This is a genomic window from Lysobacter sp. 22409, assembly GCF_052045105.1.
GTDB lineage: Bacteria > Pseudomonadota > Gammaproteobacteria > Xanthomonadales > Xanthomonadaceae > Lysobacter > Lysobacter antibioticus_B.
On the sequence record NZ_JBQEOE010000033.1, the window covers coordinates 55,445 to 67,902 of the forward strand.

General features: G+C 68.0%; 10 protein-coding genes. 4 read left to right on the top strand and 6 right to left on the bottom strand.

The window, feature by feature from the left end:
- Positions 1-3: 3 nt before the first annotated feature.
- From ACTJJK_RS16565 to ACTJJK_RS16580, 4 genes are all read right to left on the bottom strand, one after another.
- Positions 4-1,071 carry an SRPBCC family protein gene (locus ACTJJK_RS16565; RefSeq protein WP_036149380.1) on the bottom strand — a complete coding sequence of 356 codons (1,068 nt, stop codon included), beginning with the start codon at positions 1,069-1,071 and terminating at the stop codon, positions 4-6.
- A complete protein-coding gene (locus tag ACTJJK_RS16570; RefSeq protein WP_081931194.1) occupies positions 1,068-2,054 on the bottom strand; it encodes an acyl-CoA desaturase in 987 nt (328 codons plus the stop codon). The genes ACTJJK_RS16565 and ACTJJK_RS16570 overlap by 4 nt, the downstream gene beginning before the upstream one ends.
- Before the next feature lie 120 nt (positions 2,055-2,174).
- A complete protein-coding gene (locus ACTJJK_RS16575) occupies positions 2,175-2,852 on the bottom strand; it encodes a GreA/GreB family elongation factor (protein ID WP_440730727.1) in 678 nt (225 codons plus the stop codon).
- A 102-nt stretch (positions 2,853-2,954) separates the two neighbouring features.
- A complete protein-coding gene (locus tag ACTJJK_RS16580) occupies positions 2,955-3,524 on the bottom strand; it encodes a hypothetical protein (RefSeq protein ID WP_223620405.1) in 570 nt (189 codons plus the stop codon).
- A 159-nt stretch (positions 3,525-3,683) separates the two neighbouring features.
- Here ACTJJK_RS16580 and dbpA point away from each other — a divergent pair, with 159 nt between their 5' ends.
- On the top strand, positions 3,684-5,102 hold the full coding sequence (gene dbpA, locus ACTJJK_RS16585) for an ATP-dependent RNA helicase DbpA (protein WP_440730728.1): 1,419 nt from the start codon (positions 3,684-3,686) through the stop codon (positions 5,100-5,102).
- Positions 5,103-5,258: 156 nt separating this feature from the next.
- Here dbpA and ACTJJK_RS16590 read toward each other — a convergent pair whose 3' ends face one another.
- Positions 5,259-5,654, bottom strand: a complete 396-nt coding sequence (locus ACTJJK_RS16590; protein ID WP_031373435.1) for a DoxX family protein — start codon at positions 5,652-5,654, stop codon at positions 5,259-5,261.
- 147 nt (positions 5,655-5,801) lie between these two features.
- Positions 5,802-7,001 carry a glycoside hydrolase family 64 protein gene (locus tag ACTJJK_RS16595; RefSeq protein ID WP_440730729.1) on the bottom strand — a complete coding sequence of 400 codons (1,200 nt, stop codon included), beginning with the start codon at positions 6,999-7,001 and terminating at the stop codon, positions 5,802-5,804.
- Positions 7,002-7,350: 349 nt separating this feature from the next.
- On the opposite strand from ACTJJK_RS16595, the gene ACTJJK_RS16600 reads away from it, so the two are divergent.
- From ACTJJK_RS16600 to ACTJJK_RS16610, 3 genes are all read left to right on the top strand, one after another.
- Positions 7,351-8,769 carry a M1 family metallopeptidase gene (locus ACTJJK_RS16600; protein ID WP_440730730.1) on the top strand — a complete coding sequence of 473 codons (1,419 nt, stop codon included), beginning with the start codon at positions 7,351-7,353 and terminating at the stop codon, positions 8,767-8,769.
- A gap of 469 nt (positions 8,770-9,238) precedes the next feature.
- On the top strand, positions 9,239-11,683 hold the full coding sequence (locus ACTJJK_RS16605) for a TonB-dependent receptor plug domain-containing protein (RefSeq protein ID WP_440730731.1): 2,445 nt from the start codon (positions 9,239-9,241) through the stop codon (positions 11,681-11,683).
- A 31-nt stretch (positions 11,684-11,714) separates the two neighbouring features.
- Positions 11,715-12,149 carry a TfoX/Sxy family protein gene (locus tag ACTJJK_RS16610; RefSeq protein WP_440730732.1) on the top strand — a complete coding sequence of 145 codons (435 nt, stop codon included), beginning with the start codon at positions 11,715-11,717 and terminating at the stop codon, positions 12,147-12,149.
- Positions 12,150-12,458: the final 309 nt, after the last annotated feature.

Consider the following 12,458-nt stretch of genomic DNA (forward strand, 5'->3'; position numbering starts at 1 on the left):
GGCTCAGGCCGCCGGCCGCGCCTGCGCGCGCTGCCGGTAGAAGTCGAGGATGACCTCGCTGAAATCGCCGATCAGCCAATCGGCCAGCGGCACCGCATACCAGTTGAAGCCGGTGCTGACCCGATAGTCCATGCGGATCGTCAGCACGGTCGCGTCGCCGCGCGGGGTCAGGGTGTAGGTGGTGTCGCGCAGGTCGAAATAATCGCCGCCGATGCGCACGTGGTCGTCGAGCGCGCCGGCCGGCACCGAGTCTTCCTCGAACAGGTACTGCCAGCGCACATAGCGTTGCGGCTGCCAGTCGCTGGACATCTGACGGAAGTGGATGCCCTTGCCCATGCGCACGTCACGCACCAGACCGGTCTGCGTGCGATGGGTGACGCCGGCGAGCGGGGTCGGCACGCCGATGCGGTACATCCAGGCGCGATCGACTTCGGCCGACTGGATATGGTCGGCATCGAGCAAGTGCTTCCAGACCTCGGCCGGTGTCGCCTGGATCACCGCGCTGCGTTCGACGTGTTCGAAGCGTTGCGGCGTCTCGTGGCCGACGCCGAACGCCGCCAGCACCACCGGCAGGGCGACGAAGCTGTAGACCGTCGGGGTGGTGGAGCGTTTGTTGAGGCGGCAGATCGCTCCCATCACCACGCCCCCCAGCCCGCCCATGACCGCGAACAAGGGCAGGGCCATCAGCACGCAAATCAGCCCTTCCAGCATCATGAACATGCTGCCGAGCACGCAAAGCGACACGCTGAGCACCGGCATGAAAAAGTGATACCCGATGCCGCGCGGTTTGATCCGTTCGGCCAGATACACGGTGACCGCGCCGATCGCGAACGGCGCAAGCACGACGAACACCCACAGCATGGTCGCGAAGGCGCTGCCGGGTTCACCATCGAAGGCCAAGCGCAGCAGCAGCCCGATCAGGGCGCCGCCCAGTACCGGCGCGATGCCGGCCAAGACGGCAAGGCCGGGACGCAGGCGCCGCGCCGGCGGTGCAGTCGCAGGTTGCGGCAAAGGTGTGGGCAGCGGTGGCGGGGCAGGCAACGGCGGCAGTTCGGGCGGTTCGGTGCTCATGGGACGGTCCGGGTGAGTCGAGTGGGCGCGGTATCGGCGAATGCCGCCGCGGAGGTCGGTTCCAGGCGATGCAGTTCCTCGCGCGACGGCAGGTCTTCGGGCAGGCGCAGGCGCCAGACCAGGCCGATGCGTGCGCAGGCGCGCAGGAACCACCAGCCCGGGTCCCATTCGCCGGCATACAGGCCGAGCCGCGCCGAACCCGGAAAGGCGTGGTGATTGTTGTGCCAGCACTCGCCCATGGTCAGCAGCGACATGAAGCGCACGTTGCGGCCCTGCACCGCAGCGCCGCGGACCTCGTGGTGCATGCCGCCGTGGTTGTGGGCGAAGTAGCCGACCAGCCAATGGCCGAACACGCCGGCGGTGACCCGGGCGCATACGCCCCAGAACACCCAGCCCCAGCCGCCGATGGCGAAGAAGGCCAGCGCCCATGGCAGGTGCTGCCACATCCAGGTGCGTTGCAGAAAACGGTAGTAGCGATCGTCGGCGATGCGCGCCTCGATCTCGATGCGCGGCGGCGCGCTCAGGCGCAGTTCGCAATGCAGTTGCCACCAGGCATCGATGGCGAAGGGCTGGCGATGGGCGAGGTAGTCGTGACAGTCGGGCAGGCGCTGGGCGTAGTCGCGCAGGTCGTGGGTGCGCACCAGACCGATCGGGCCGGCCAGGCCGACCTGCACGCCGCAGTACACCAGCAGATATTCCAGCCACTTCGGGCAGCCGAAACTGTCGTGGATCAGCTTGCGGTGCATGCCGAGCGAATGGCCCAGCAGGAGCACGGTCGCGGTCGACACCACGAACAAGGCGAACGCCGGCCAGCTGAAGGTGGCGATGCCGCCGACCACCGCGCCCAGCGCCATCGTGGTGAACCACAACGAGCGCACCGGCTCCCAGACCACGCGGCCGTCGCTGACGCTGCGGATCGAGGCGAGTCGGTCGGCCTGCGACTGGACGCGATGCGATCTCAGGCTGTCGGGCAATGCGTTCATGACCTCTCCCTGGTGAACGTGTTGTGCGGTGGTGTCGAGCGGTGACGCCGAGCCGAGGCCTGCCGAGCGGGCGAGCCGCTGCGGCCCGAACCCATACTGATGCAGGTATTCAGCAATTAACTAATTTGCTAAATGATTCTTCCGCCATCGGGCAGCGTCAAGCGCTTGCCGACGAGCGGTCGGGGAAAGGCGGCAGGGGTAAGCGGGCGTGCGACGCGTGCTCTTGTCGCCGCGCGATGCCGGCGAGGCGTCGCCGACGGCCTGCGTCGGAGCTGTCTTGCTGATGCGGATACCGCGGCGCGGCTCAGCCGTAATCGATCGCCAGCACTTCGATCGCGAGATCGCCGGCCGGCCGCTTCCAGACCACGCTGTCGCCGACGCGCGCGCCGTGCAGGNGCGCGCGAGCGGCGACACCCAACTGATCAGGCCGAGCTCCGGGTCGGCTTCGTCTTCGCCGACGATGCGGTAGCGGTATTCGCGGCCGTCGTCGTCGACCGCCTCGACCCGCGCGCCGAAGGCGATCAGCTCGGACGGCTGGCGCTCGGGCGCGATGGTGATCGCGCCGAGGATGCGCGCCTGCAGCCAGCGCAGTTCGCGTTCGATGTGGGCGGCTTCGAGCCGGGCCCCGACCGCGTTCGCGTCGATCTCGCCCAGGCGCCGCCCGGCATCGTCCAGGCGCGTGCGCAGCAAGGCCATGCCGCGCGGCGTGACGTAGTTGGGATGCTCGCTGATCGGCAGTTCGGGCAGATCGCCGGCGTTTTCGTCGCCGTCGCCTTCTTTCACGAAAGCTCGGCTCATGGGTGTACGCAAGACGGAATCATGCAGCCAGCATAGGCGGCGCTACGTTGCCGCCGGGTGAGCGCGCGACAGCGGGTGCGCTGCATGGCGCGGCACTCGCGCCTATTGGACGAAGTCGAACAGGCGATAGATCCAGGACACCTGGTAGATCAGGCTGGCGGCGACGAAGGCGCGATGGAAGGTTTCCGAGCGGGTGCGGATGGCGACCAGGCACAGCAGCACGTAGCTCAGGTTGCGCAGCGGGTACTCGATGCCGAAGCTGTCGAAATAGGCGCGGCCCTTGATCAGGGTGTCGCCGAAATCGATCAGGTAGGACACCGCCATGATCCCGAAGAACCATTTGCGCCGCGACTGGAAGTACTCCTGCCAACTGCCGTAGTCGCCGATGTCGTCGGGAAACAGCAAGGTGCACAACAGATACAGCACCACCACGTACAGGATCAGGAAAGCGTAGGCGACGAAGCTCCAGTGCACGTGGTGGACCAGGCGGAACTCCCACCACCAGAAATGCGCGAGCAGGGTGAACATCGAGATCGCCCAGGCGATATGCACGCCGTAGACGCGGTCGCGGCCGGGGTGCTGGACGAAGCGGGCCAGGCCCTTGAGCAGGGTGGTGATGGCCAGGCCCAGGACGATGCCGAGCAGGACGCGGATATGCAGGAACTGATCCATGGCGGGTCTCCGGGCCGGTTCGGGCAAGGGGCTCGCGACGGCGGTCTGGCGGCGCCGGCGACCGCAGCAGCATAGGCCGGACCGCCCCGATCCGGTGCGGCGACGGCGGAAAACCGTGCTGCCGAGCCCAAGCTCGGCCCGAAGCTGCGATCATGGCGCATGAACGATCCGATCTCGCCCACCGCGGCCTTGGCGACTGCCGACTCCTTGGCCTTCGACTCCCTTTCCCTCTCGCCGGCCCTGCTGCAGGGCGTGGCCGCGCTCGGCTACACCACGATGACGCCGATCCAGGCGCGCGCGCTGCCGGCGATCCTCGACGGCCGCGACTTGATCGCGCAGGCGCCGACCGGCAGCGGCAAGACCGCCGCCTTCGGCCTGGGCCTGCTGCAGCGGCTCGACCCCGCCGCGATCAAGACCCAGGCGCTGGTGCTGTGCCCGACCCGCGAACTCGCCGATCAGGTCGGCCAGCAGCTGCGCAAACTCGCCTTCGCGATCCCGAACCTGAAGGTGTCGGTGCTGTGCGGCGGTATGGCCTTGGGGCCGCAACTGGCCTCGCTGGAACACGCGCCGCACGTGGTGGTCGGCACGCCCGGCCGCTTGCAGGAGCTGCTGCGCAAGAAGGCATTGAAGCTCGACGGCGTGCGCACCCTGGTGTTCGACGAGGCCGACCGCATGCTCGACATGGGCTTCGAAGAGCCGATGCGCGAGATCGTCGCCAAGACCCCGAAGACCCGCCAGAGCCTGCTGTTCTCGGCGACCTTCCCGGACGCGATCCGCGACCTCGCCCGCGGCGCGATGCGCGAGCCGGCCGAAGTCACGGTCGAGGGCGAAGCCTCGGCGCTGCAGATCGAACAGTATTTCTACGAAGTCGAAGCGGCCAAGAAGACCCCGTTGCTGGCGGCGCTGCTGCTGGAGTACCGCCCGGACTCCTGCGTGGTGTTCTGCAATATGCGCAAGGACACCGAGGAAGTCGTGGGCTCGCTGAGCCATTACGGCTTCACCGCGCTGGCCCTGCACGGCGAGATGGAACAGCGCGACCGCGACGAGGTGCTGGTGCGCTTCGCCAACCGCAGCTGCAACGTGCTGGTCGCCAGCGACGTGGCCGCGCGCGGGCTCGACGTCGAGGAACTCGCGGCGGTGGTGAACTACGACCTGCCGACCGACCCGGACGTATACGTGCACCGCATCGGCCGCACCGGCCGCGCCGGGCGCGGCGGCATCGCCCTCAGCCTGTGCGGGCCGCGCGAGAACGGGCGTGCCGAGCAGATCCAGGAACGCCAGGGCGCGCCGCTGGCCTGGCGCCGCGCCGTGCCGCTGGCCGGCAAGGCCAAGAACGCGCCGGTCGCGCCGATGGAAACCCTGCGCATCGATGCCGGCAAGACCGACAAGCTGCGGCCCGGCGACATCCTCGGTGCCCTGACCGGCGATGCCGGGCTCAAGGCCGATGCGATCGGCAAGATCAACGTCTACGCGACGCGCTCGTACGTGGCGGTGGCGCGCGCGCAGGCCGGCGCAGCGCTCGCGCGCCTGCGCGAGGGCAAGATCAAGGGCCGCAAATTCCGGGTCAACCGGATCTAGTCAGGATGGTCTGATCAGGGGGACCTGATCAGGATGATCCGATCGGGTTGATTCGATCGGGTTGATTCGAGCTGCACGATCGGATCGATCCGATCCGATCGGCATGGGCGAACGCAAGCGAGCCGGTCGAGCCGACCGGCCGCAGCGCCGCACTCGCTACTTGCCGTTGAGGCTGAACTTGCCAGGGCCGAACAAGGCCAGCGCGACCGCCGCGGCCAGGAACATCGCCTGCAGTTCCAGCGCCCAACCGCCTTGCTCGTTGAGCTGGCCGATCTGGCCCAGGTGCACCAGGCCCAGCGCAACCAACATATTGGCCGCGATCAAGGCCGCACCGATGCGGGCGTGATAGCCGACGATCACCAACACCGGCGCGAGCACCTCGCCGATCAATACGCCGTAGCCGAGGAAACCCGGCAGGCCCTGCGATTCGACCAGACCGACGATGCCGGCGGTGCCGCCGCGCAGCTTGGCGATGCCATGCAGGAGGATCAGCACGCCCAGCGCGAGACGAAGAATCAGCTTGCCCAGGTCCTGGTGCTTGTCGGCGTTCATGGCGTCTCCGATGCGGGCCGCCGCGAGGGCGGGTCGTCCGCATCATAGGCCAGGCCCGGACGGCGCTTGCTGCGCTGCGGTATGGCCAGGCTGGCCGTGCTGGGGGCACGGCCGGCCTCTGGCGCGCTGAGCGTCGCAGCGGGTCGGTCAGCGCAGGGCGCGCAGGGTCACGGTCAGCGTGTCCGGGTCGCCCGAACGCGCCGCGCCGCTGAAGTCCTGGCCGCCGCTCGGCGAGACGTCGTCGTACGGGAAGGCGTAACCGCGGTTGTCGGGCAGGCGTTCGTGCACCAGGCGCGCGTAGTGGTTGGTCTGGGCGTTGCGATAGAAGCGGCTGGCGACTTCGCCGTTGGGCTGGTCGGCGTTGTCGAGCAGGGTGGTGCGGTTCAAGGCCGCGGCCAGGCGCGGAATGATCGCCTTGCGCACCTCGCTGGCGCCGGCGAGGCTGAAGGGGCCGCTGTCGCAGCTCAGCACGTCGGCGGTGCTCGGGCGGGCGAAGCTCTCGCCGTTGTTGAAACGCAACAGGCCGTCGCCGCCGACGCGCGCGGTCAGGCGGCCGAAGCCGGACTGGGTGTCGACGGTGAGGGTGGTAGAGGCGTATTTGCTCCAGACCGCATTGATGTAGCCGCTCAGATAATTCTGGAAGCGGCCGGCCTGGTAGTGGGCGCTCATCGCGCGCAGGTTGAGGCCGTTGCTGCCGCGCTGGATCAGCGAATCCCAGGCCGAACCTTCGCGGCTGGCCTGTTGTTGCAGCGCGTAGCAGATCGGATCGAGCGCGCCGGCGGGCAGGCCGGGAATGGTTTCGACCCGGCCCGACAGCGAGCGCAGCGACAAACCCAGGGGCGCGGCGACGAAATCGACGTAGCTGATGTTGGAGAACAGCTCGTATTCGTTGAAGGTGAATTCGGCGAAGGTCCAGTTCTTGTGGAAGTTCGGATCGCCGGTATTGAGGAAGCTGGGGTGGACGATGGCCGGGCCCGGATTGACGAAGAAATCGAGCTTGCTGCCGGTGACGACGTAGATACGCGCGCCGTACATGCGCGGGATCGAGACCCGCGTCGACGAGCCATGGCCGCCGAGCGGGATCGCGCAGTCTTGGCCCAGCGGCGTCACCGGCGACGACGGCGAGGGCGGGTAATAGCTGCCGCCGTCGGCGCGCACGAACAAGGGGCGTCCGCCCGACAGGCCCACCACATAGGCATAGGCGGTGTTCTGGCGCGAGGCATTGACCAGGTTGAGGGTGAAGCGCTGCGGTGCGGCCGCGACGGCCTCGCGGGAGGCGAAGGGCGCGACGACGCCGGCCGCCATCGCGGCGGCGGAGGCGCTGAGGAAACTACGGCGAGTGACCATCTGGGTGGCTCCTGAGCAGGGGCAAGCCTTCGGCTTCCCGTGCCCAGGCGGGCCCAGGCGGCGCAGTGCCGCGGGAAAGCGCGTGCTTGGCGTGGGTGGGCGTGACCGCCCGCGACGCGATCGCCCGCGCGCCTGCGCTCACGATCCGCACCTTGGCCGCAAATGACAGCGCTGTCAGTGATCGGGGGCGCAGATCCGGCGCAATCCCTAACCGCAGACAAACCATGAACGGCCGATGGGTTCAGCGCAGCGTCCGCATCGGCGATGATCGACGCCCGATCCGGTGGGTCGGCCCGAGCGGACACGAATCGCAGGACCGCGATCGGCAGGGGAAGGGATGGAGCAAGCGATGCGCGATGCAGTAAACCAGGTCGGCCAATCCCGTGCGCGCAGCCGCTTGCTGCGGCGCACGATCGCGGCCGGCGTCCTCGCCTGTGCGGCCTTCGCCAGCCTCGCCGCAGCGACCAAGGCCTCGAGCGAAGTCGCGCGCGCCGGCGCTGACATCGACGTGCTGCATTACACCGCGCGCATCGAGCCGGACCTGGCAGCCAAGAGTTTGCGCGGCCATGTCGCGATCCGTTTCATCGTCCGCACCCAGGGCGCGCAGCGTTTCGATTTCGACGCCGGCGACCTCGACATCGTCGCGGTCAGCGAAGACAAGAAGCCGCTGAGTTTCGAGAAGCTCGACAAGCGCGTGAGCGTGCGCCTGGCGGCGCCGGCCGCGGCCGGTTCGCGCCATGAGATCGAAATCGCTTACCGCGGCGCGCCGCGTTTCGGCCTGGAATTCCATCCCGAGCGCAGCGAGCTGTATACGGTGTTCTCGACCAGCCAATGGCTGGTCTGCATCGATGCGCCGCAGGAACGGGCCACCCTCGATCTCACCGTGACCCTGCCGGAAGGCTTGAAAGCGGTCGGCAACGGCCGCCTGATGTCGAAGTCGGCGCTCGGCGGCCGCCGCGAGGCCTATCGCTGGCGCCAGGACGCGGCCATGCCGAGCTACGTCTATGGTTTCGCCGCGGGGCGCTACAACGAAGCCGGCGGCACCAGCGAAAACGCCGCGCTGCGTTATCTGTCGAGCGACCTGCAGGCGCCGCAACTGCGGCGTGTATTCGCCGACACGCCCGACATGATGCGTTTCTTCGGCCGCCGCGCCGGCATCCGTTACAACGGTACCTACAGCCAGGTGCTGGTCGCCAAGACCATCGGCCAGGAACTCGCCGGCTTGTCGCTGATGTCGGAGGCCTACGGCCGCGAAGTGCTCGACGACCCGAGCGCGCAGGCCTTGATCGCACACGAAGCCGCGCACCAGTGGTGGGGCAATTACGTCACCTGCCGCGATTGGGGTCATTTCTGGCTCAACGAGGGCTTCGCCAATTTCATGGCCGCGGCCTATCTGCAGCACCGTTTCGGCGACGAGGCCTATCGCAAGCAGGTCGACGGCTGGAAGCGGCGCCTGGACAAGCTGCGCGAGAGCGGCAAGGACCACGCCTTGATCTACGAACACTGGACCAAGCCGAGCGCCGACGATCGCGCCGTGGTGTACCAGAAGGGCGCCTATGTTCTGCACCTGCTGCGCGAAGAACTCGGCGAGCGCGCGTTCTGGGGCGGCATCCGCGCCTATACCCGCGCGCACTACGGCCATTCGGTGGTGACCGCGGATTTCCGCCGGGCGATGGAACGCGCGAGCGGCCGCGACCTGCGCGAGTTTTTCGCGCGCTGGGTCGAATCGGCGGAAGTCGCGGCGAAGCCGGCGGCGCCTGCGAAGTGAGCGCGGCATGGCATCCGACGCAGCCAATGTAGGAGCGGCGTAAGCCGCGACCGCGCCGCCTCAGAAGCCGGCGCCGCCGACAGGCAAACCTGCGTATTGACCGATCCGCGGCCCGATAGGGCCATCGTCGCCGATCGGGATTTCGCCGTCGCGGCTTGCGCCGCTCCTACTCAGGAACCGCGTAACCAAGGGGTAGGAGCGGCGTCCGACTGGATTTCCTTCGGTCACAAGCCGCGACCTCGTACCCGCCCGATCGCGGCGCCGTGCCGGCCCAACCGAGCCGTCATTCGGGCGGGATAGACCGGCGTCCCAGGGCTCGCGGCCTGTCCCCGAACCCCTGTGCCGCGCTATCCATTGCGCGGCCCCCGGCACTGTTTGTTTGCATTTCCGAGTCGCGGACTGTGCACGAACTGGCGTCTTGGCTTTAGGCTAAGGGGATGCCCAGCCCGCCTCGCCAAGGATCCTCGCTATGACGCAAGCCAGCCGCCGTCCTCTCCGTCCCCTCTGCCGTGCCCGCCTGTTCAGCGCCGTCCATTGCGCGCTGTGGGTCGCCGGCGGCCTCTTCGCCGGCAGCGCCGCCGCCCAGGAGACCGAGGCCGCACCGGCTCAGGAAAGCGAAGCCCGGACCCTGGAGACGGTGTCGGTGCTCGGTTCGCGCCGCAGCCAGCGCTCCTCCGACACCACCTCGATCTCGCCGGTCGACGTGCTGCCGATGGCCAAGAACACCGAGGAAGGCGCCCAGTTCGACCTCGCCCAGTCGCTGCAATACGCCGCGCCCTCGTTCAACTCGACCCGCCAGAGCGGCGCCGACGGCGCCGACCTGGTCGACTCCGCGGCGCTGCGCGGCCTGGGTTCGGACCAGACCCTGGTCCTGGTCAACGGCAAGCGCCACCACACCACCGCCTTGCTCAACCTGTTCGGCGCGCGCAACCGCGGCAACACCGGTACCGACCTCAACACCATCCCCTTGATGGCGATCGACAGCGTCGAGATCCTGCGCGACGGCGCCGCCGCCCAGTACGGTTCCGACGCCATCGCCGGCGTCATGAACATCTCGCTGAAGAAGCGCAAGGGCTGCGAAGCGGTCGCCGGCTACGGCCAGTATTCCAAGGGCGACGGCGAGAACTGGCTGGCGACCGCCTACTGCGGTTTCGGCCTCGGCAGCGACGGCACCATCGGCATCACCGGCGAGTACCAGGACCGCGGCCGCTCCGACCGCTCCGAGCCGGCCGGCAGCCCGCGCATCATCGGCGACTCGAAGATCCGCAACGAGACCATCTTCGTCAACGGCGAAAAGCCCCTCGGCGAAAACCTGACCCTGTACTTCACTGGCGGCGTGCAGAACCGCGATGCCTCCTCGGCGGCGTTCGCGCGCGACGGCCTGGGCTCGGAAGACATCCCCTCGCGCAATTCCGCGGCGATGTACCCGGACGGTTTCGTGCCCTTCATCGACGGCGAGCTCAAGGACCGCTACGGCATCCTCGGCCTGCGCTGGAGCATGGGTGAGTGGAACGCCGACCTGTCCTACACCTACGGCTTCAACGAGCTGCGCTACGACATCAACAACACCCTCAACGCCTCGATCGCCAACCTCGACCTGCTCAACGGCGGCCGCGGCGTCAGCGCCGACAGCTTCGATGCCGGCGGCTTCTCGTTCCAGCAGAAGACCATCAATTTCGACGTCAGCCGTTTCTACGACCAGGTCTTCAACGGCCTCAACGTCGCCTTCGGCCTGGAGCGTCGCGACGAGCGCTACAAGATCTTCGCCGGCGAGCCGGGTTCCTACATCGACGCCGACGGCGTGGGCGAGGGCGGAAACGCCGGCAGCCAGGGCTTCCCGGGCTTCCAGCCGGCCGACGCCGGCTCGCACAGCCGCGACAACTGGGCCGCCTACGTCGACCTCGAAGCCGACTTCACCGACCGCTTCACCGCCGGCGTGGCGGTGCGTTACGAGGACTACAGCGACTTCGGCAAGACCACCACCGGCAAGCTCGCCGCCGGCTTCCGCGCCACCGACACCTTGATGCTGCGCGCCTCGGCCAGCACCGGTTTCCGCGCGCCGTCGCTGCAGCAGAAGTTCTTCTCCTCGACCATCACCGACTTCGTCAACGGCGAACCGGTCGATGTCGTCATCGCGCCCAACGGCGGCACCATCGCCAACGCCGCCGGTCTGCCGCTGCTGACCAAGGAAGAGTCGCGTAACTACACCCTCGGCCTGACCTGGTCGCCGACCGCCGACACCTCGCTGACCCTCGACGCCTACCGCATCGACATCGACGACCGCATCGTGCTGAGCGGCCGCTTCGATACCACCGACCCGACCATCGGCAGCATCCTCGACGACCTCGGCGTCGGCCAGGCGCAGTTCTTCGTCAACTCGGTCGACACCCGCACCGAAGGCCTGGACTTCACCTTCAACAACGAGCGCCAGCTCGGCGAAGACGTCAAGCTCGGCACCTTCTTCGCCCTCAACCTCAATCGCACCAAGGTCAACGCCATCCACGCGCCGCCGGCGCTGATCGGCCGCGAGGACGTGCTGTTGTCGGAGCGCGAGCGCTTGTTTATCGAGCAGGGTGCGCCGAAGTCGAAGGCCGTGCTCGGCTTCGACCTGTCGCGCGGTCCCTGGGCCGGCAACGTCAAGGTGATCCACTTCGGCCCGCAGACCCTGGGCACGTTCTCGGGTACCGCAGGCGGCGTGCCGAATGCGCGTTACAAGGCCAAGACCTCGGCCGACCTCAGCGCGACCTATTCGTTCTCCGAGAATACGAAGCTGACGGTCGGCGGCGCCAACATCTTCAACGTCAAGCCGACCCGCCAGAACGCCGACGAAACCGACAACGGCCACATTTTCGACAGCGTCCAGTTCGGTCTCAACGGCGCGGCGTATTACGTGCGTCTGTGGCACCGCTTCTGATCGAGGCCAAGGCGGCGATGAAGGCGCTCGCGTGAGCGAGGCCTTCATCGCCCATCTGCGCGACCTGGCGTCCGGCTTCGGCGCCTTGTCGGCGCGCAGCATGTTCGGCGGTCATGGCATCTACCACGATGGCCTGATGATCGCCTTGATCGCCGACGAGGCGGTCTACCTCAAGGTCGACGCGCAGACCGCGCCGCGTTTCCGCGCGGCCGGCTGCGAGCCCTTCGTCTATACGCGCCAGCGCAAACCGATCGAGCTGAGTTTCTGGTCGGTGCCCGAGTCGGCGATGGATTCGCCGCAGGACATGAAACCGTGGCTGACCTTGGCCTACCAGGCCGCTTTGCGCAAAGCCAATGCCGCGCCGCCGAAGAAGGCGAAGGCGAAGAGGGTCGTAGCGAAGAGGGCTGCGGCGAAGAAAATCACGGTGAAGAAAGCATCACGACGCAAACCCGCCGCGCACGATTGAGCGCAATCCTTTTCGCGACCGCGGGACAGGTAGAAACCGAGCCCGATGCCGCTGATCGAAGCGATTAGCCAATCGGCCCCGCGTACTTTCGCAGCACCCGCCTGCGCGGTCGCGGCTCGCGCCGCTCCTGCCCAGGAGCCGCGCAGCAAAGGGTAGGAGCGACGCGAGTCGCGACAGGGGACGGGTCGAACCTCGAACCCGGTGCGACTACTCTAAGCGGCAAACGCGCCAGTGCTTCGTGCTTTCGCTGCGCAGCGCCTTCGCGGTCGCGGCTTGCGCCGCTCCTACCCAGGAGCCGCGCAGCAAGGG